The organism is candidate division WOR-3 bacterium, from assembly GCA_039801905.1.
Lineage (GTDB): Bacteria > Hydrothermota > Tepidihabitantia > Tepidihabitantales > JBDRVQ01 > JBDRVQ01.
The window spans coordinates 1-17074 of sequence record JBDRVQ010000036.1; the positions used below are offsets into that span (position 1 = coordinate 1).

27 protein-coding genes and 1 tRNA gene are annotated in these 17074 nt (G+C 45.2%); 4 read left to right on the forward strand and 24 right to left on the reverse strand.

Annotated features, from left to right (window positions below):
* Positions 1 to 397 precede the first annotated feature (397 nt).
* Together ABIL00_06905 and ABIL00_06910 are read right to left on the reverse strand one after the other, a co-directional pair.
* Entirely contained in the window at positions 398 to 535 is a 138-nt protein-coding gene (locus ABIL00_06905) for a hypothetical protein (protein ID MEO0110485.1), read from the reverse strand.
* Positions 536 to 603: 68 nt separating this feature from the next.
* Positions 604 to 735: a hypothetical protein gene (locus tag ABIL00_06910; protein ID MEO0110486.1), complete on the reverse strand. Its 132-nt coding sequence runs from the start codon at positions 733 to 735 to the stop codon at positions 604 to 606.
* Between the two features lie 186 nt (positions 736 to 921).
* Between ABIL00_06910 and ABIL00_06915 the strand changes: the two genes are divergently transcribed.
* Positions 922 to 1016: transfer RNA gene (locus ABIL00_06915), tRNA-Sec, on the forward strand.
* A gap of 7 nt (positions 1017 to 1023) precedes the next feature.
* Complete coding sequence (locus ABIL00_06920; protein ID MEO0110487.1) at positions 1024 to 1929, forward strand: porin; 906 nt, start codon at positions 1024 to 1026, stop codon at positions 1927 to 1929.
* Here the strand turns inward: ABIL00_06920 and ABIL00_06925 are convergent.
* From ABIL00_06925 to ABIL00_06935, 3 genes are read right to left on the reverse strand one after another with little or no spacing between them, the layout of a single operon-like run.
* A complete protein-coding gene (locus ABIL00_06925) occupies positions 1926 to 2993 on the reverse strand; it encodes a hypothetical protein (protein ID MEO0110488.1) in 1068 nt (355 codons plus the stop codon). The genes ABIL00_06920 and ABIL00_06925 overlap by 4 nt on opposite strands.
* Before the next feature lie 13 nt (positions 2994 to 3006).
* Positions 3007 to 3729, reverse strand: coding sequence for a ribonuclease PH (gene rph, locus ABIL00_06930; GenBank protein ID MEO0110489.1), 723 nt, complete (start codon positions 3727 to 3729; stop codon positions 3007 to 3009).
* Positions 3719 to 3985, reverse strand: coding sequence for a hypothetical protein (locus ABIL00_06935; protein ID MEO0110490.1), 267 nt, complete (start codon positions 3983 to 3985; stop codon positions 3719 to 3721). The genes rph and ABIL00_06935 overlap by 11 nt, the downstream gene beginning before the upstream one ends.
* 113 nt (positions 3986 to 4098) lie before the next feature.
* Between ABIL00_06935 and ABIL00_06940 the strand changes: the two genes are divergently transcribed.
* Together ABIL00_06940 and gyrB are read left to right on the forward strand one after the other, a co-directional pair.
* Complete coding sequence (locus tag ABIL00_06940; GenBank protein MEO0110491.1) at positions 4099 to 4488, forward strand: response regulator; 390 nt, start codon at positions 4099 to 4101, stop codon at positions 4486 to 4488.
* Positions 4489 to 4517: 29 nt separating this feature from the next.
* On the forward strand, positions 4518 to 6410 hold the full coding sequence (gene gyrB / locus ABIL00_06945) for a DNA topoisomerase (ATP-hydrolyzing) subunit B (protein ID MEO0110492.1): 1893 nt from the start codon (positions 4518 to 4520) through the stop codon (positions 6408 to 6410).
* Position 6411: 1 nt separating this feature from the next.
* Here gyrB and ABIL00_06950 read toward each other — a convergent pair whose 3' ends face one another.
* From ABIL00_06950 to rpsJ, 19 genes are all read right to left on the reverse strand, one after another.
* Positions 6412 to 7644, reverse strand: a complete 1233-nt coding sequence (locus ABIL00_06950) for a type II secretion system F family protein (GenBank protein MEO0110493.1) — start codon at positions 7642 to 7644, stop codon at positions 6412 to 6414.
* 15 nt (positions 7645 to 7659) lie between these two features.
* Positions 7660 to 9222, reverse strand: coding sequence for a GspE/PulE family protein (locus ABIL00_06955; protein ID MEO0110494.1), 1563 nt, complete (start codon positions 9220 to 9222; stop codon positions 7660 to 7662).
* A 63-nt stretch (positions 9223 to 9285) separates the two neighbouring features.
* The gene (locus ABIL00_06960; protein MEO0110495.1) at positions 9286 to 10065 is read right to left on the reverse strand and encodes a sulfide-dependent adenosine diphosphate thiazole synthase; all 780 of its coding nucleotides are present in this window, start codon (positions 10063 to 10065) and stop codon (positions 9286 to 9288) included.
* A gap of 6 nt (positions 10066 to 10071) precedes the next feature.
* Complete coding sequence (gene rpsH, locus ABIL00_06965) at positions 10072 to 10461, reverse strand: 30S ribosomal protein S8 (GenBank protein MEO0110496.1); 390 nt, start codon at positions 10459 to 10461, stop codon at positions 10072 to 10074.
* 8 nt (positions 10462 to 10469) lie between these two features.
* Positions 10470 to 10655 (reverse strand): type Z 30S ribosomal protein S14, encoded by a 186-nt coding sequence (locus tag ABIL00_06970; protein MEO0110497.1) that lies wholly within the window; start codon positions 10653 to 10655, stop codon positions 10470 to 10472.
* Positions 10656 to 10658: 3 nt separating this feature from the next.
* Positions 10659 to 11231, reverse strand: coding sequence for a 50S ribosomal protein L5 (gene rplE, locus ABIL00_06975; protein ID MEO0110498.1), 573 nt, complete (start codon positions 11229 to 11231; stop codon positions 10659 to 10661).
* Between the two features lies 1 nt (position 11232).
* Positions 11233 to 11553: a 50S ribosomal protein L24 gene (rplX, locus tag ABIL00_06980; protein ID MEO0110499.1), complete on the reverse strand. Its 321-nt coding sequence runs from the start codon at positions 11551 to 11553 to the stop codon at positions 11233 to 11235.
* A complete protein-coding gene (gene rplN / locus ABIL00_06985; GenBank protein ID MEO0110500.1) occupies positions 11550 to 11918 on the reverse strand; it encodes a 50S ribosomal protein L14 in 369 nt (122 codons plus the stop codon). Before rplN ends, rplX begins: the two co-directional genes overlap by 4 nt.
* Positions 11915 to 12154, reverse strand: coding sequence for a 30S ribosomal protein S17 (gene rpsQ, locus ABIL00_06990; protein MEO0110501.1), 240 nt, complete (start codon positions 12152 to 12154; stop codon positions 11915 to 11917). The genes rplN and rpsQ overlap by 4 nt, the downstream gene beginning before the upstream one ends.
* The gene (rpmC, locus tag ABIL00_06995) at positions 12141 to 12374 is read right to left on the reverse strand and encodes a 50S ribosomal protein L29 (protein ID MEO0110502.1); all 234 of its coding nucleotides are present in this window, start codon (positions 12372 to 12374) and stop codon (positions 12141 to 12143) included. The genes rpsQ and rpmC overlap by 14 nt, the downstream gene beginning before the upstream one ends.
* Positions 12361 to 12789, reverse strand: coding sequence for a 50S ribosomal protein L16 (gene rplP / locus ABIL00_07000; GenBank protein ID MEO0110503.1), 429 nt, complete (start codon positions 12787 to 12789; stop codon positions 12361 to 12363). Before rplP ends, rpmC begins: the two co-directional genes overlap by 14 nt.
* Before the next feature lie 8 nt (positions 12790 to 12797).
* Complete coding sequence (rpsC, locus tag ABIL00_07005; protein MEO0110504.1) at positions 12798 to 13472, reverse strand: 30S ribosomal protein S3; 675 nt, start codon at positions 13470 to 13472, stop codon at positions 12798 to 12800.
* A 4-nt stretch (positions 13473 to 13476) separates the two neighbouring features.
* Positions 13477 to 13824, reverse strand: a complete 348-nt coding sequence (locus ABIL00_07010) for an uL22 family ribosomal protein (protein MEO0110505.1) — start codon at positions 13822 to 13824, stop codon at positions 13477 to 13479.
* Positions 13821 to 14117 carry a 30S ribosomal protein S19 gene (gene rpsS, locus ABIL00_07015; protein ID MEO0110506.1) on the reverse strand — a complete coding sequence of 99 codons (297 nt, stop codon included), beginning with the start codon at positions 14115 to 14117 and terminating at the stop codon, positions 13821 to 13823. The genes ABIL00_07010 and rpsS overlap by 4 nt, the downstream gene beginning before the upstream one ends.
* Before the next feature lies 1 nt (position 14118).
* Complete coding sequence (rplB, locus tag ABIL00_07020; GenBank protein ID MEO0110507.1) at positions 14119 to 14949, reverse strand: 50S ribosomal protein L2; 831 nt, start codon at positions 14947 to 14949, stop codon at positions 14119 to 14121.
* Position 14950: 1 nt separating this feature from the next.
* A complete protein-coding gene (gene rplW, locus ABIL00_07025) occupies positions 14951 to 15235 on the reverse strand; it encodes a 50S ribosomal protein L23 (protein ID MEO0110508.1) in 285 nt (94 codons plus the stop codon).
* The gene (gene rplD / locus ABIL00_07030; GenBank protein ID MEO0110509.1) at positions 15214 to 15882 is read right to left on the reverse strand and encodes a 50S ribosomal protein L4; all 669 of its coding nucleotides are present in this window, start codon (positions 15880 to 15882) and stop codon (positions 15214 to 15216) included. Before rplD ends, rplW begins: the two co-directional genes overlap by 22 nt.
* A gap of 1 nt (position 15883) precedes the next feature.
* A complete protein-coding gene (gene rplC / locus ABIL00_07035; GenBank protein ID MEO0110510.1) occupies positions 15884 to 16501 on the reverse strand; it encodes a 50S ribosomal protein L3 in 618 nt (205 codons plus the stop codon).
* Positions 16498 to 16812: a 30S ribosomal protein S10 gene (rpsJ, locus tag ABIL00_07040; protein MEO0110511.1), complete on the reverse strand. Its 315-nt coding sequence runs from the start codon at positions 16810 to 16812 to the stop codon at positions 16498 to 16500. Before rpsJ ends, rplC begins: the two co-directional genes overlap by 4 nt.
* Positions 16813 to 17074 lie beyond the last annotated feature (262 nt).

Here is a 17074-nt window from a genome sequence, read left to right on the forward strand (position 1 = left end):
AAAAGACTTGACGAGGCATATCGTAAAAAGTATAGTCTTTCCATAGAAGACGAAGAATGAAAAGTATCCAAATTATCAACAAAATTTACATCCTAGCTATGGTAAGATTTTATTTTGATGAAAGACGGCGGTGGAAAAACCTAAAAATTGATATCTTTCACTTTCAAATGCTATTTAGTACTAAGGGATTTTGTCAAATTTTAAGGAGACTTTTTAGATAAGGTCTGTGTCTTTTAAGGGGTTATTAGGATCTCACTTTTCCTGATGATTTGCCTTCAGATAAGACCTTTAATTAGGCTTCCGATACCATCCCCTGTATGCTTCACCCAATTTTATAAAGATAAACCCCTCCTACCTCATAAAATTCTTGCGATTTAATTCCGTTTTCGGTTAAGGACTAATTCTCTCTTAATGCCTTCTTATTCTCCAATAAGACCCCCCTTAAAAGACCTCTTTTCTTTAAGATTTTATGGACCTTTCTGCCAAAGGCATAATCGGCGAAGTGATAGACAACCGGAATAAAGGAATCCCGCATATCTCTTACAAAGGCTATATAATTCCCGGGCATAGAAGGGATAACAATAACTGATAGGTCATATTCGCTTAAAATCGCTTTTTCTCAACCTCAAAAATCTCTATAAAATAGGCAGTAATCTGTTGTGGCATCTTCTCTTTCAATTGGGCAAAATCTCTTCTGATAATCTCCGGTTCGATTCGCCTTAAAGCATTCTTCATATTACACCTCTCTCTTTTCGGGGTTGGGATTAGAACCCAATACCCCCACATATAAATAACGGAAATGCCCCCCAAAATCTGACACTAAATTTTCCTTTGTATCTAAGTCCTTATCTTTCAATGAGTTAATTTATCGCAGGTATCGGTTGGGTTGACTTTTACCGGAAATTTTTTATAATAGACTTTGGAGGCGGAAGAGTGCTGGTGTGCTTGCCGGACTTCAAATCCGGGTCTTCCCCCAAAAGGGGAAGGGTAGGTTCGATTCCTACCCGCCTCCGCCAAATTTTTATGAGAAGGCAATTAATTATTTTTCTCTTTTCTTTTTCTTTTCTTTTCGCTCAATCCTGCCTCTTGGCTGAGGAAGGGGTAAATCTTGATGCTTGTATCTGGACAAGTTATCAATATATCAAATCTAATGATACCTGCCAAAATACTTTCTCTCTCCGTAACGCCTTTTTAGGTTTTACAAAGAATATCAATAAGTATCTTACCGCTCGGATTTATCTTGATGTTGGAGATATCTTGGGCAAGCCCGCCTATGACCTCTATTGCGCTCTAAAGAAAAGCCCTTGGGAGATAAGGATTGGTCAATTTAAGCAATTTTTAGGAATGGAGATGCTTCTTCCCCCACCAAAGTTAGATTTCATAGAATATTCGCTAATCGGTAAATACCGAGCCCCAGTAAATCCCCGAGATGTTGGTTTGTTACTCATCTACCGGGAGGAGCGGGCAGAACTCGCCTTTGCCTGTGTTAACGGTACGGGCAAAAATGTCTTAAAAGACGATAACAGATGGAAAGACCTTTCCGGCCGCTTGGCTCTCCGGCAAAAGGATTTACTTTTCGGAGGCAATTTCTATTATGGAAAATTGGGAAAGGATGATAGTCTGAAAGGATACGAACGGTGGGGGTTAGAATTAGGAGTAAAGACCCCCTTAGAGTTGGCTTCGGAATTCCTCCTCTTGGAAGACACCTTAAAAGGCAAAGGGTTCTATTTCGCTCTGATTTATCGGCAAAAGAGGTACGAACCTCTATTTCGGTATGATTGGTTAGAATATAATAAGGTGATTAAGAAGTTTTATACCTTCGGGATAAACTTTATCCCTTTGAAAGAGAAGTTGAAGTTGGCATTAAATTATATTTGGCAGGATAAGAAAATTTGGCGGATTTTATCGCAACTGCAAATCGCTTACTAATCAAGAATCGCCGCCGCAATCCTTTTGGCTGGTTTCTCTTCGGTCAAAATCTCCCTCACCTTTAGGCAATAACTTTCGTAAAATTCCTTATTTTTCAAAACAATCTTTATCGCTTCTTCCACCTCTTTTGAATTTGGTCTAATAAATTCAGGGAAGACCTTTTCTTTGAGGATGATGTTGGGAAGGGAAAATAATTTTGTCTGTACCAAAAATCTGCCGAGGATGTAAGAAGGTAAACTTGGAATATAAATACCAACATAAGGTTTACCCAATAAGACAGCCTCTAAGGCGATGGTTCCCAATTTGCCGATTACCAATTCCGAGCGGGCAATTATTTCGTATCTCCTCTCTTGAGTAAAAATTATTTCCTCCTCGCCTTTCTTTTCGGGTAAAAGATAGGGAGGGAAAATAAAAAAGCCAATAAATTCTCTATTTCTATTCACTTGATAGAAAACTTCTTTTAAGAAGGGCAAATGTCTTTTCATCTCTTCCTTTCGGGAACCGGGGGCAAGGGAGATAATTCTCAAATCACTATTTTCCCTTTTGCTTTTTCCCAAAAAAGTTTGAGTCAATTCGGTCAAAGGGTTACCAAAGTAAAAGGCGGTTAGAGAATATCTTCGGTAGAATTCAATTTCAAAAGGAAAGAGGCAGATAATTTTATCAACATATCTTTTTAAGAAAAAGATTCTTCTCTTCCCCCAAGCCCAAATTTGGGGCGGTGAGAGGTAGATAATTTTTATTCCTTCCTTCTTTAATTCCCGGCAGAGAGGTAAGGCAAAGCCCCCAAAAGAGATTGGTAAAAAGATATCCGGGGCAAAGGAGATGATCTCCTTCTTCAACTTCTCTTTTAACCAAAAAAGGCGAGGACCGGATCTTATCCCCTCATAGAAACCGATGACCGAGAGGTCCTGATTATCTCGGACTCGTTTTGCCCCCGCAGATTCTAATTCCCTTCCGCCCACTGCCCGTATCTCAACCTTCGGCTCTAACTCTTTAAGCGCCTTAACCACCAAAGAACCGTAGAGGTCAGCCGAAGGTTCACCGGATAAGAGAAAAATTTTCATTTGGGAATCGGATTTAGGTGAGGGGTTTAATAGCTAATTTCCCCTCTTCAATAATCCGAAAAATTCCTGCCTTTGCCACTTCAAACATCCTCTGGAATGTCTCATAACGAAAGGGAATTTTTTCCGCGGTTGCTTGAATCTCCACAATCCGTCCGGATTCGGTTAGGACCAGATTCATATCCACCTCCGCCTGAGAGTCCTCTTCGTAGGTGAGGTCTAAAAGAATTCGGGAATTGACAATCCCGACACTGATCGCCCCGGCAAATTCAATGATTGGGTCACGGTCAATAATTCTTTTCGCCAATAAACCACGAGTTGCTTGATATAAAGCGATGAGAGCACCATTAAAGGAAGCGGTTCTTGTTCCACCATCCGCCTGCAAGCAGTCGCAATCAATAATAATCTGGTATTCCTTTAAGGCGGAAAGGTCACAAATCGCCCGCAGACTCCTCCCCAAAAATCTTCTTATCTCATAACTCCGGGCGTTTGCCCTGCCTAAGGTTCCTTCCCTTAATGTTCGCTCTTTGGTGGAGCAGGGGAGCATCCCATATTCCGCAGTTATCCAACCAGAACCGGTCCCCACCAAAAAGGGCGGTACTCTCTTCTCCACAGTTGCCGCACAAAGGACCTCGGTATTTCCCATCTTCACTAAACAGGAACCAGCCGCGTATTTGAGGTAACCAATATGGTATTCTATCTTCCGCTCTTTATCCCAATTACGGCCGTCAGAGCGCATCCGTTGTTGTTTCTTTCTTTTCCCTTTCCGGGATTTCCAACGTTCCGGGATTTTCCTTTTCGTTAATTATCAGGTTAAAGAAGTGATCACACCAATTTCGAGACCCCCGGGTTAAAATACAGCCTTTATTATCTACGGTATCCGCCCAGAGGAGGGCTTCTTCTCCACCGGTCTGTTTAATCTGGAGACGGACGATATTGAGGGAGTTGAGAGAGAATCTACTTTCCCCTTTTTCGTCTCTTACCACTAGCCACATAACTTATTTTTATTATAAATCAATTTTTTTCTTTTGTCAACCGATCGGAAAAAGAATCTCTTCGGCTTAAGTTTTCTTGACAAGAGAGAAAATTCCGGTATAATAACAAAGATATGTATCGGAAAAAGATTCTTTTAGTTGATGACGATTCTCATATCTTAGATATCTTGGAAACCCGTTTGGGAAAAATTGGGTATTTATGTCTTCGGGCTCAAGAAGGGGTTAAAGCCTGGAAACTGATTGAGGAGGAGTCCCCCAATCTTATCATCCTTGATATCCTCCTTCCCGGAGAACTTGATGGTTATACCCTATGTCGCCAGGTGAAAACGGATGCGCGGTATCAGAAGATTCCCATTATCCTCCTCTCGGGTCTGGATGAGGAATATCACATTCAGGAGGGTCTAAAAAGGGGGGCGGATGCCTATTTCACCAAGCCTTTCTCCACCGAGGCGCTGATTAATAAGATAGAGGAGTTAATTGGCAAACCTCGGGAAGAGGTTTGACATCCTTTCGGTTTTTCTTAAAATGATCTATGAGCGAAGTTTATGATGCTAAGAAGATTCATATCCTAAAAGGTTTGGAGGCGGTCCGGCGTCGTCCCGCGATGTATATCGGCGACGTGGGCACAAGGGGTCTCCACCATCTCCTATCGGAGGTGGTGGACAATGCGGTGGATGAGGCGCTGGCTGGTTTCTGTACGGAAATTCGGGTAACCCTCCATAAAGATGACGCCGTCTCCGTAGAGGACAATGGTCGGGGAATTCCGGTTGATTTGCACCCCACCGAAAAGAAACCCGCCTTAGAAGTGGTGATGACGATGCTCCATACCGGAGCGAAGTTTGAAGGGAAGGTTTATACCATATCGGGTGGTCTCCACGGTGTCGGCGTTTCGGTGGTCAATGCCCTATCTGAATATTTGGAGGCTTATGTCTATCGGGATGGGAAAATATATTATCAACGCTACGAGAGGGGGGAGACAAAGACTCCCCTCTTAGTAAAAGGGAAGACAACAAAGGTGGGAACGAAGATTGTTTTCCGACCGGATAAGAAGATTTTTAAGAAGATTGATATGGATTACGATTTGGTGGCGATGCGCCTGCGAGAATTGGCTTACTTGGTTCCCAATCTCAAAATTTTCTTAAAAGACGAGCGAAGAAATAAGGAGGAGGTTTTCCATTTCCCAGGGGGGTTGCTTGACTTCTTAAAATATTTAGACGAGGGGCGGCAGCGGTTGCATAAACCATTTTATTGCAAAGAGTCTAAGGAGCGGTTAGAGGTGGAGATTGCTTTCCAATATAATGATTCTTATCTGGAAAATATCTTCTCCTTTGCCAATACGATAAATACGCACGAAGGGGGAACCCACCTTTCGGGTTTTAAGGCCGGTCTCACCCGCACTTTAAGCGAGTACGCGAAGAAGAATAACCTCTTGAAGGATGATTTGGAAATTATCGGTGAGGATACCCGAGAGGGTTTAACGGCTATCATCTCCTTAAAAATCCCCGAGCCCCAGTTTGAAGGGCAGACGAAGACAAAATTGGGTAATAGTGAAGCGAAAAGTTTTGTGGAGTCGGTCTTTTCGGAAAGACTCTCTACCTTTTTAGAAGAAAATCCGAGAATTGCCAATATCATTATCGGAAAGGTAATCCAGGCGGCGAAGTCTCGGGAGGCAGCAAAAAAGGCACGAGAATTAGCCCGGAGGCGAAGTTTATTAGAATCGGACACCCTGCCTGGGAAACTGGCGGATTGCGCCACGGATAATCCCGAGGAGGCGGAACTTTATATTGTGGAAGGGGAGTCCGCCGGTGGTTCAACAAAGCAAGGGAGAGACCGGAGGTTCCAAGCGGTTTTGCCTCTCCGGGGTAAAATTTTGAATGTGGAGAAGTCGGGCCTCAATAAGACCTTAGCCAATGAGGAGATCCGAACCATTATCTCAGCCATTGGTACGGGAATCGGCGAGGAGGATTTCAATCCGGAGAAGGTGCGTTATAAGAAAATAATCATTATGGCGGATGCCGATGTGGATGGGAGTCATATCAAAACTTTACTTCTAACCTTTTTCTTCCGATTTATGCGCCCTTTGATTGAAGCCGGTTATATCTATATCGCTATGCCTCCCTTATACCGGATTAAGGTGGGGAAAGAGGAGCATTACTTTTATTCGGAAGAGGAGAAGGAGAAGTTCTTAAAGAAATTAAAAAGTGATAAGGTAGAAATCCAGAGGTATAAAGGTCTTGGGGAGATGAATCCCCTGCAATTGTGGGAGACAACGATGGATCCGGAAAGGCGCCTCTTAAAGAAAGTTACCTTAGAGGATGCCGCGGAGGCAGACCGGATCTTTTCTCTTTTAATGGGGGAGAGGGTAGAGGCACGAAGGGAATTTATTGAAAATAATGCGAAGTATGTGGAGAACTTAGATATCTAGTTTAGAAGGTACCCCGTTGGCCAAAACTTGTTAGAATTGACATATAAGGCATTATCACCGCCACGATAAGGAAGACCACAGCCACGCCCATAAAGAGGATGAGGATTGGTTCAATCATGCCGGTTAAATTCTTTACCGCGTATTCCACCTCGCTATCATAATAATCAGAGACTTGCCGCAGCATATCGTCAAGGGCACCAGATTCCTCTCCCGTTGCCACCATCTGAACGACCATCGGCGGAAAGACACCGCTTTCCCTCATCGGCGTTGCCAGACCCCTTCCCCTTCTCACACTTTCGGCAATGTTGTCAATGTGGGTAGAGAGGAAGGCGTTGCCGGTAGTTTTGGAGACTAAGGCGAGGCTTCTTAAAATTGGTAAGCCGGTCCGGTCTAATGTTTCAAACATTCGGGCGAAACGGGACATCGTCATATTGAAGATGATCTTTCCGAAGATAGGGATCCGTAATTTTACCCGGTCCCACCAGAGCCGACCATCTTTACTCCGGGTGAAGAGGTAAAATAAAACACCGAGGGCTACTAAGATAAGAAGGATGATAAACCAGAACTTTTGAAAAAACATCGTTACCGCAATTAAAATTCGCGTCGGGAGAGGGACTTTCGTCCCTAAGCCGGTCAAAAGCATAATGAATTTTGGTAGGACAAAAGTGGTCAGGACAATGACCGCAATTACAAAGCCCACCATCAGGATTATTGGATAACGGAGGGCACTCTTCACGTCGCTCTTTAATCTTCTCTCGTGTTCTAAAAGTTCGGCGAGCCGGGCTAAAATCTCATCCAAAACACCACCGGTTTCTCCCGCCCAAACCGAATTGACATACAAGTCGGAAAAAATCCGAGGGTGTTTAGCCATCGCCTGAGAGAGGGATGCCCCGCCCATTAGGTCCTTCCGGATAGTATCCAAACATTTCGCTAAGGTCCGGTTTCTGGTTTGAGATTGTAAAGCACCGATGGTGGAAAGCATCGGTAAACCTGCCCGATGGAGGGTGACAAACTGGCGGGTGAAGTTAATTAAATCAATATCTTTAACCCGGCCCCCAAAAATTGGGCCCAACTCCACTGTTGTTGCTTTCTTTGCCTTCTCTTCTTTAAGACTGATTGGGATATAGCCTAAAGCCTCTAAGTTTTCCAACACCGCACGCTGATCCATCCCTTCTAAGGTTCCTTCCAAAATTTTTCCTGACTTATCTCTCACCCGATATTTATAAATCGGCATATCCCCTCCCTTTCCTTAATCTATCTTTTCTGCCTCGCGGGCCACTTCCTCAAAGGTAGTGATACCCAATAAAACTTTTTTCATCCCATCTTCCCAAAGAGTATCCATACCTTGCTCCCGGGCTAAAGCCCGAATCGCACTCGTTGGCGGACGGGTGACGATTAACTCTCGCATCCGGTCATCAACCCGCAGGACTTCAAAGATACCAATCCTTCCCCAATAACCCGTATTTCGGCAGTGGGTACAACCTTTTCCTCGATAAAACTTTGTCCCCTCTTTCAATTTTAACTCCTTCAAAAGGGTCTTTGGGGGATCATACTCCTCTTTACATTTTGGGCAAATTCTCCTCACTAACCTTTGAGCGATTGCCCCTTCCATTGCTGAGGCGACCAAGAACGGTTCTACCCCCATATCAATCAACCGGGTGATGGTACCGGCGGCATCATTGGTGTGGAGGGTGGAGAAGACCAATTGTCCCGTGAGGGCGGAACGAATCGCCACAGCCGCAGTCTCACCGTCCCGAATCTCACCGATCATTATCACATCCGGGTCCTGACGGAGGATATGCCGCAAACCGACGAGGTAGGTATAACCGGCCCTTTCGTTAACCTGGGATTGGCAGATGCGGTCAATATCATATTCCACCGGGTCTTCAATGGTGATGATATTCTTTTCTGTACCTCGCAATTCGTGCAAAATTGAGTAGAGGGTGGTTGTCTTACCGGAACCGGTCGGACCAGTGACCAAAATGACACCGTGGGGCTTTCTAATCATTTCTCTTAGGAGAGCCAAACGGTCGGGTAAGAGACCTAACTCATCCATACTCAAAAGTCGGACCCGGTCTAAGATCCGCATCACCACTGTTTCGCCATAAGTGGTGGGAAAGGTAGAGACCCGGAAGTCAATCTCCCGGCCGTCCACGATTGCTGCGTAGCGGCCATCCTGAGGTAATCTCTTTTCCGCGATATTCATCCGGGACATTATCTTAAGACGGGAGATGACCGCCAATTGTAAAGCCTTCTTGGGGGAGACGACTGGGTGTAAAACGCCATCAATCCGAAACCTCACTTGCAAACCTTCCCGAGTCGGCTCAATATGGATGTCAGAGGCTCTTTCCCGGACCGCCCGGATGATTAACTGGTTGACCCACCGGACAACGGGTGCTTCGGAAGCCAACTCCTCCAATTTTTTCGGGGCTAAATCCAATTCCGAAGCCACTTCGCCGGCTCCTAATGGCTCAATGGTTTCTACTTCAGGCTCATCCGGAATATCCGGAGGTTCGCTTGCCGCGTAGTATTCATTTAATACATGGTATAAATCTAACTCCCGGCAGACCATCGGTTCAACATCTAAACCGCTCATTCGCCGCACTTCGTCAATCACATAGATATCGGTTGGATCAACCATTGCCAGAACTAAAGTATTTCCGGAACGGAAAAGGGGGCATACTTTCCGCGAGCGTAAAAATTCCTCGGGGAAGGTTTGCAAAACCTCGGGCTCAATCCGAAAGGTCGTTAAATCCACAAAGGGTACCCCGTACTTCTGCTCCAATTCTAAGGCCTCATCATGCTCGGCCATTTTTCCCTCCAACTATCTTAAGTCATCTATTAAAGATTATAGAAAATTTTTGGCTTTTGTCAACTAAGAAATTTTCCGGCGTTCTTTTATGAGTTGAGCCACTTTCCGGCCGGAGAGAAACATTCCCCCAAAGATTGGTCCCATCCTTGGTCCACCAAAAACGGTATTTGCCGCCATACCGCAGACAAAGAGGTTGTGATAAACCTCCTTCGTATTTTCTAAAATCGTTCTTTCGCCGGTTTCTGCCCACATCGGCCCCTCGCCAATGATACCGCCGGTTGGGGTAAAGAGTCTTTGGCCAATCTTTTTTTCGACAATCCTTACCACCTCCGCCTGGTGACCGGAGGCGTCAATCACATATTGGGAGCGGACCGTAAGGGGATCAACATGGAGATGGGCTTCTTCCACACTTGTCCAATTGATTACCACACCACAAATTTTTTCCTCCCGAATTAAGACATCCTCGCAGGTAATTAGATTAAATATCTTCGTTCCGGTTTGGAGACATTTAGCGGTTAAAATGCCTAATGCTTCTAAGGTATCGGCGGTAAAATAGTTTGCCTCATACTCTTCTAAGGAAATTTCTAATTCCTCAAAAATCTCCTTTGCCTCCTTTTGAATCACCATCTGGTTAAACATCATCCCTCCACCCGGCATCCCCCCACCCGGCCGGAGGTTTCTTTCGAAGATTGTCGTCTTTATCTTTTCTTTACCTAAATAATAACCCGCGGTTAAACCAGAAGGTCCAGCACCGACGATTATCACTTCACTTTCTAAGGCATCAATTAATTTCTTAAAATAAGTATCAATTATCGCCCGGGTAATTTTTATTTCGTCAAGCATTCCTCTTTACCAGACAGTGGCTAAAATCTCTCCCCCCACTTTCTGTCTTCTTGCTTCCCGGTCGGAAAGGATCCCCTTAGGGGTGGAAAGGATGGCAATTCCCAAACCACCCGCCACCTTGGGAATTTCCCGATATCCCGCATAGACCCGCCGGGAGGGACGGGAAACCCTCTTTATCTCCGAGATGACCGGCCTCCCGTCCAAGGTATATTTTAATAAGATGACAATCTCCTTTTTTACCCCTTCGCCCGACACCTGAAAGTTATTTATGTAACCCTCTTCTAAAAGGATGCGGGCAATCTCTAATTTCATCTTAGAATAAGGAAATTTCACCTCGGGCTTTCCCCGCATCAGGGCATTTCTGATTCTTGTTAGCATATCGGCGATCGGGTCCATCTCTCCTCCTACCAGGTTGCCTTTCTCACTCCGGGGATTTCCCCTTTCAGGGCGAGTTCCCGGAAGCAGATACGGCAGAGACCAAATCGTCTAAGATAGGCTCTCGGCCGGAAGCACCTTTGGCACCGAAATTTTTTTCTTACGGGAAATTTTGGTTCCCGATTTGCCTTTACAATGTGACAGAGCCTTGCCATTCCTCACCTCTTTTTTCCAGGTAAACTCCGGAAGACCATACCAAATTCTTCTAATAAAGCCTTTGCTTCATCATCCCGTTTGGCGGTGGTAACAAAAGCGATATCCATCCCGAAAACTTTCTTTACCTTTGCCACATCCAATTCGGGAAAGATGAGTTGTTCCGAGATTCCTAAATTATAATTTCCCCGACCATCAAAGGAATCGGGAGAGAAACCCCGAAAGTCTCTAATACGGGGACAAGCGAAGTTTAAGAATCGGTCTAAAAATTCGTACATCCGGTCCCGCCGCAAAGTCACTTTTACGCCAATCGGCATCCCCTTTTTTAACTTGAAGGCAGATACTGCTCCCTTGGCGCGGGTGATGATTGGTTTCTGTCCGGTGATGGTCATTAAATCTTCGCTGATCGCCTCTAAAATTTTAGGGTCGGAAATTGCCTCGCCCGCGCCAACATTAATCACAATTTTCTCTAATCTCGGCACCTGATGGATATTTTTATAACCAAACTTTGCCATCAAGTTCTTTACGATTTTTTTTCGGTAGAGTTCTTTAAGTCGAGGTTGGTAATTGGTTGGCATATTATTCAATCACCTCCAGACATTCCCGGCACCGCCGCACCTTCCTCCCTTCTATCACCTCCCTTTTTAATTTTGCTTTATTCCCGCATTTCGGACAGATGAAGACAAGATTAGAGACAGCAATTGGTTGGGGGATATCAATAATTCCCCCTGGTTTTTCTGCTCCCCTTGGTCTTTGGTGCTTTTTCGCCAAATTCACCCCTTCCACCAAACACCGGATTCTATTCTCTTCCCTTAAGACCTTTAGGATCTTACCCCTTTTGCCTTTTTCTTCGCCTCGGCGTACCTCAACGATATCGCCTTTTTTCAAAAGGGTTTTCATACCACCTCGCTCGCCAAAGAGATAATTTTTGTAAATTCTTTCTCCCTTAACTCTCGGGGTACCGGTCCGAAAACTCTTGTCCCTTTGGGTTCCCCCTTTTCATCAATTAAAACACAGGCGTTGTCGTCAAATCGGATGTAGGAATCGTCCGAACGTCGGAATTCCTTTTTCGTCCGGATGATTACCGCTTTCATCTTATCTCCCGGTTTGACCGGTGCTTGGGGTAGAGCATCTTTAATGGTGACGATGACAATATCTCCCAGGCGGCCGTAGCGCCGACGGGAACCTCCCAAAACCTTTATTACCATCGCTTCTTTGGCTCCGGTATTATCTGCTACCACAAGACGAGTGAAATCTTGAATCATAGCTTCTTCACAACTCGCCACCTCTTCAATTTTGATAAGGGACGAGTCTCCTTTATCATCACCCGGTCACCGATTTGGCATTCGTTCTTTTCATCATGGGCATAGAGCCGAGTCTTTTTCTTCATATATTTTTTGTATTTCGGATGCTGGACCAATCTTTCGCATTCCACAACCACGGTCTTTTCCATCTTATTACTCTTGACAATACCGACTAAGATCTTCCTACTTCCGGCCATACCTCTTCTCCCAATTTTTCACTTTTTCTTTTGTGTAGCCCCGCTCGCGGAGGATGGTTAAAATTCGGGCCAGGTCCCTCCGTAAGGTGCGCAATTTGAGGGGATTGGGTAAGGTTTCTATAACCTTGCGCATTCTTAGGTTGAAATGTTCCTCTTTCAAATCGCAGTAAGTCTTTAATAGTTCCTCGTCGGTCATATTACGTAGTTCAGATGGTTTCATAGGCGATCTCCTCTCTTTTGAGAATTCTCGTGCGGCAGGGTAATTTATCACTCGCCAATCGGAAGGCGGCGATGGCTTCTTCTTCGGGAATCCCTTCTATTTCAAAGAGTACCCTTCCGGGTTTCACTACCGCCACCCAAAACGCTGGATCTCCTTTCCCCTTTCCCATCCGGGTCTCCGCCGGTTTTTTCGTTACCGGTTTATCCGGAAAGACCCTAATCCACATCTTTCCGGCTCGTTTTAGGTATTTAGAGATGGTCATGCGGGCAGCTTCAATCTGCTGAGCAGTTAACCAGCAGGGTTCTAAGGCTTGAAGTCCGTATTCGCCAAAATCTAACTTATTAGCCGCGGTGGCTTTCCCTTTTCTCCTGCCTCGCTGTTGTTTACGGAATTTTACCCTTTTGGGTGCAAGCATATCTTCCCTTAAATACTCCTTTCGCTACTCACTTCTCCCTTATAGATCCAAACCTTCACGCCGATCGTCCCGTAAACCGTTTTTGCCACATCTACTGCGTAGTCAATATCCGCCCTTAAAGTTTGGAGGGGCACACTCCCACCCCGGCGCCATTCACTCCGAGCAATCTCGGCGCCCGCTAATCTTCCTGAGACTTGAACCTTTATCCCTTTGGCACCCAGGCGGAGGGCAGAAGCAATTGCCTTTTTCATCGCCCGACGATAAGCAACCCTTTTTAAGAGTTGTTCCACAATACTCCGGGCGACCAGGCGGGCATTAAGTTCCGGTACCCTTTCCGCTTCAATATGAATCTCTACTTCTTTTTTGGTGAGAGCCCGGAGTTCGGCTAAGAGGGAATTTAAAGTCTCCTTCTCCCGGCCGAAGATCACCCCCGGCCGAGCGGTGTGAATGATAATTGTCACCTTATTACCAACCCGCAGGATCTCAATATCAGAAATCATTGGGTCGACCGATTTCTGAGGTTCTTTGGCGTCGCTATATTTCCGGTTCTCAATATACTTTCGGATTTTAATGTCCTCTAATAGGTTATTTCGGTATTCTTTCTTGTCGGCAAAGAACCACTGAGACTTCCAGTCTTTGGTGATACCCAATCTAAAACCTAAGGGATGAGTCTTCTGCCCCATATTACTATTTAGTACCAACCTTTATTTTAATATGAGAGGTTCGGTGCTTATAAAAAAGGGGCATACCCCTTGGTCCTGCCCGAACTCTCTTTAAGGAAGGTCCGGGGTCACAGGTCGCCTCCTTAACAAATAAATCTTCCTCCTTCACTTTCGCCTTTCCCGATTTGTAAATGGCATTGGCAATCGCAGATTTTAAGGTCTTGAGGACGAAGGTCTTAGTCCTCTGTTTATTAAGAAAGGTGAGGATATTTAATGCCTCCGGAACCGGCTTTCCTCTAATCAGGGCTAGGATGCGGTTAATCTTCTTAGCTGAAACCCTCTGGTAGCGACTGATAGCTTGACTCTCTATCATTTCTTCTCTCTACCCTCTTCTCTCTTTTCTTTTCTCTGCCCCGAGTGGGCACGGAAGGTTCGGGTGGGGGCAAATTCTCCCAACTTATGGCCAACCATCCTTTCGGTAATATAGACCGGGAGGAAGCGATTACCACAATGGATGGCTATTGTATGACCAACAAATTCCGGAGGGATGGTGCTCCTTCGGGCGTAGGTCTTTATCACCCGCTTTTCACCCCTTTCGTTCATCTCTTTAATTTTGGTTAGGAGATTCTGGTCAATATAAGGACCTTTTTTGGTGGACCTTCCCATTTTACTTTCTCCTCTTAATTATGTATTGGTCAGAAACCTTTTTCTTCTTTCTTGTCTTTTTCCCCTTAGCCAGAAGTCCGGTTTCCGAGCAGGGATGGCGACCACCGTGAGAACGCCCTTCGCCACCACCCATCGGGTGGTCTATCGGATTCATCGCCACCGCTCTCGTCCGTGGTCTTATTCCCATATGGCGCATCCTTCCTGCCTTTCCGAAGGAGATATCTTTCCATTCGGGATTAGAGACCCGGCCGATGGTGGCAAAGCAGTTAAGGTGAAATTTTCTTATCTCGCCGGAGGGGAGTTTGATTACCGCGTAATCTTCCTCTTTGGCTAAAAGTTGGGCCGAAGTACCAGCGGCACGCACACAATAGGAATCGCGGTTGGGATAAAGTTGGAGGTTATGGATTTCCACCCCAACCGGAATGAGCCTTAAAGGCATCGCATTTCCCGGGCGGATCGGGCAATTTTCCTTTTCGGAGGCTAAAATCTCATCCCCTACGGCGAGCCCTTCTGGGGCTAATATATAACGATATTCACCATCCCGATAGCAGACTAAGGCAATCCGGGCGGTTCGGTTTGGGTCGTATTCAATCGTCTTCACCTTAGCCGGGATTTCTCTTTTATCGCGACGGAAGTCAATTATCCGGTAGAATTGCTTTTCACCGCCTCCTCGGTACTTAACGGTAATTACTCCCTGATTATTTCTTCCCCCTTTCTTCTTTTTCCTCACTAAAAGGGGCTTGTAAGGTTCTTCGGTCGTTATCTCTTCAAAGGTGAAAGAGGTATAAAACCGCCTGGAAGGGGTATATGGTTTATACTGTTTAATACCCATATTAGACCTCTAATTCTTCAATCCTTTCTCCTTCCTTTAAGGTGACAATTGCCTTCTTCCAATTGCTTGTCCGTCCGGCATAGATACCCATCCGCCGCGGCTTCCCTCTCATATTAATCACCCGAACCTTTTCCACCTTCACTCCAAAGATTTCTTCCACTGCTCTCTTGATATCAACTTTATTGGCATCCCTTAAAACCTTAAAGGTATATTGCCTCAATTCCTTCAATCGGGATGACTTTTCCGTAGAGAGAGGCTGAATGATTATCTCGCGGGCGGAATACATACCTCTTCCTCCCTCTTCTTTTGAGAAAAGATTTCTAAAAACTGGTTAAGGCCGCTCTCGGTGAAGAGTAGTTTATTATTTTTCAGGACATCGTAGGTATTAAGGTCTTTTGCCTGTTTCAATTGGAAGTGAGGGATATTTCTACTCGCCAATTTCACCTCTCGGGCGATTTGCGCCAGAAGGAGGAGGCAAGATTCACCTTGATTTATCCCTAAATTCCTTAAGATTTTAACCATCTCCTTCGTCTTAGGACTGACGAGGGAGAAATCTTCTAAAAAGATTATCCCTTTTTCTCCCATCTTCGCCGAGAGAGAAATTGCTAACGCCTTCCTCTTCTTCTTTTTAGGTAAAGAATAGTGATAGTCTCGGGGTTTAGGACCGAAGACCTTACCACCCCCAACCCAGATTGGCGAACGGCGCGAACCGTGCCTCGCCCGGCCAGTATGCTTCTGCGGCCAAGGTTTCCGACCACCTCCGGAAACTTCTCCCCGAGTTTTGGTGCTCGCTGTTCCCTGCCTTTGATTGGCGAGATAGTTTCTCACCACTTCCCAGACAACCCCTTCTTCTATTGGACAGTTGAAGATTTCGTCCGGGATTTCAATTTCTCTCTTTATCTCACCGGTGATGGAAAAAAGGGAAGTCTTCATATTAAGATTCCTTCTTCCGAATTATGAGTAATCCGCTTCTCGGTCCTGGGGTAGCCCCTTTCACATACAAGATATTTGCTTCTTTATCAACCTTCACTACCTTCAAATTTTTAACCGTCACCCTCTCACAGCCGTAGTGGCCAGGTAAAGTCCGGCCGCGCCAGGGATGTCCCGGGAAAGTTCCGGACCCTAAAGAACCGATTCGGCGGTGAGACATTGAACCGTGACTCTGGGGACCACCCCGCCAACCCCATCGCTTCACGCCGCCAGCAAATCCCCGGCCTTTTGTCCAACCGGTGATATTCACCAAACTTCCTTCGGAAAGGATACTCACATCAATCTTATCTCCTAACTGGTATTTATCAACATCTTCCGTCCGAAATTCAACGAGGAAACGCATCGGTGGGAGTTTTGCCTTTTGGAAATGACCAGTCATCGGTTTATTCGCCTTTTTCACTTCTTCAAAGCCTAATTGCAAGGCGTTATACCCGTCTTTCTCTTTGACTTTTTTCTGAACAACAAAGCAAGGTCCGGCCTTAATGACCGTGCAGGGTATTGCCTCCCCTTTTTCTGAAAAGAGAGTGGTCATTTTCACCTTCCGTCCTAAGAGCATATTCATACCGCTTTTATCTCCACTTCCACCCCGGCTGGGATCTCTTGGCGCATTAGGGCGTCAATCGTATCTGAGGTGGCATTAGAGATTTCAATTAGCCGTTTATGAATTCTTAGTTCAAATTGCTCCCTTGACTTTTTATCCACATGAGGTGAGCGTAAGACTGTGTAGAGGGAACGCTTTGTCGGCAAGGGGATTGGTCCCGAGACCAAAGCCCCGGTTCTTCTTACCGCTTCCACAATCTCCTTGGCAGAAGCGTCTAATAGCCGGTGGTCATAGGCACGCAATTTAATTCTTATCCGCTCGCTTTCTTTCATAGTCCTATCGTAAAGTTCCAATTATATGTTAATTTTTATGAAAGTCAAGCCTTTTTATGAGAAAATTTATCTTGACTTTCCTTAAAAAGATAGGATAGCATAAATTTTCAAATTTGTCAACTAAAAAATATAATTAGTAAATGTGTTAAGACATGGTTACCAGGTTAATAAGGGTATTAAGGTAGTAGATGTGTTGAAATTATTTAATAAGTTTCTTAAAATAATAGGCGTTCAAAAAAGAATTAAAAGAGTAAGAGAATTA

Coding starts and splice junctions, on each gene's coding strand:
- ABIL00_06905 (MEO0110485.1), bottom strand. CDS start 535: ATGCGGGATTCCTTTATTCCGGTTGTCTATCACTTCGCCGATTATGCC.
- ABIL00_06910 (MEO0110486.1), bottom strand. CDS start 735: ATGAAGAATGCTTTAAGGCGAATCGAACCGGAGATTATCAGAAGAGAT.
- ABIL00_06920 (MEO0110487.1), top strand. CDS start 1,024: ATGAGAAGGCAATTAATTATTTTTCTCTTTTCTTTTTCTTTTCTTTTC.
- ABIL00_06925 (MEO0110488.1), bottom strand. CDS start 2,993: ATGAAAATTTTTCTCTTATCCGGTGAACCTTCGGCTGACCTCTACGGT.
- rph (MEO0110489.1), bottom strand. CDS start 3,729: ATGCGCTCTGACGGCCGTAATTGGGATAAAGAGCGGAAGATAGAATAC.
- ABIL00_06935 (MEO0110490.1), bottom strand. CDS start 3,985: ATGTGGCTAGTGGTAAGAGACGAAAAAGGGGAAAGTAGATTCTCTCTC.
- ABIL00_06940 (MEO0110491.1), top strand. CDS start 4,099: ATGTATCGGAAAAAGATTCTTTTAGTTGATGACGATTCTCATATCTTA.
- gyrB (MEO0110492.1), top strand. CDS start 4,518: ATGAGCGAAGTTTATGATGCTAAGAAGATTCATATCCTAAAAGGTTTG.
- ABIL00_06950 (MEO0110493.1), bottom strand. CDS start 7,644: ATGCCGATTTATAAATATCGGGTGAGAGATAAGTCAGGAAAAATTTTG.
- ABIL00_06955 (MEO0110494.1), bottom strand. CDS start 9,222: ATGGCCGAGCATGATGAGGCCTTAGAATTGGAGCAGAAGTACGGGGTA.
- ABIL00_06960 (MEO0110495.1), bottom strand. CDS start 10,065: ATGCTTGACGAAATAAAAATTACCCGGGCGATAATTGATACTTATTTT.
- rpsH (MEO0110496.1), bottom strand. CDS start 10,461: ATGGACCCGATCGCCGATATGCTAACAAGAATCAGAAATGCCCTGATG.
- ABIL00_06970 (MEO0110497.1), bottom strand. CDS start 10,655: ATGGCAAGGCTCTGTCACATTGTAAAGGCAAATCGGGAACCAAAATTT.
- rplE (MEO0110498.1), bottom strand. CDS start 11,231: ATGCCAACCAATTACCAACCTCGACTTAAAGAACTCTACCGAAAAAAA.
- rplX (MEO0110499.1), bottom strand. CDS start 11,553: ATGAAAACCCTTTTGAAAAAAGGCGATATCGTTGAGGTACGCCGAGGC.
- rplN (MEO0110500.1), bottom strand. CDS start 11,918: ATGATTCAAGATTTCACTCGTCTTGTGGTAGCAGATAATACCGGAGCC.
- rpsQ (MEO0110501.1), bottom strand. CDS start 12,154: ATGGCCGGAAGTAGGAAGATCTTAGTCGGTATTGTCAAGAGTAATAAG.
- rpmC (MEO0110502.1), bottom strand. CDS start 12,374: ATGAAACCATCTGAACTACGTAATATGACCGACGAGGAACTATTAAAG.
- rplP (MEO0110503.1), bottom strand. CDS start 12,789: ATGCTTGCACCCAAAAGGGTAAAATTCCGTAAACAACAGCGAGGCAGG.
- rpsC (MEO0110504.1), bottom strand. CDS start 13,472: ATGGGGCAGAAGACTCATCCCTTAGGTTTTAGATTGGGTATCACCAAA.
- ABIL00_07010 (MEO0110505.1), bottom strand. CDS start 13,824: ATGATAGAGAGTCAAGCTATCAGTCGCTACCAGAGGGTTTCAGCTAAG.
- rpsS (MEO0110506.1), bottom strand. CDS start 14,117: ATGGGAAGGTCCACCAAAAAAGGTCCTTATATTGACCAGAATCTCCTA.
- rplB (MEO0110507.1), bottom strand. CDS start 14,949: ATGGGTATTAAACAGTATAAACCATATACCCCTTCCAGGCGGTTTTAT.
- rplW (MEO0110508.1), bottom strand. CDS start 15,235: ATGTATTCCGCCCGCGAGATAATCATTCAGCCTCTCTCTACGGAAAAG.
- rplD (MEO0110509.1), bottom strand. CDS start 15,882: ATGAAGACTTCCCTTTTTTCCATCACCGGTGAGATAAAGAGAGAAATT.
- rplC (MEO0110510.1), bottom strand. CDS start 16,501: ATGAATATGCTCTTAGGACGGAAGGTGAAAATGACCACTCTCTTTTCA.
- rpsJ (MEO0110511.1), bottom strand. CDS start 16,812: ATGAAAGAAAGCGAGCGGATAAGAATTAAATTGCGTGCCTATGACCAC.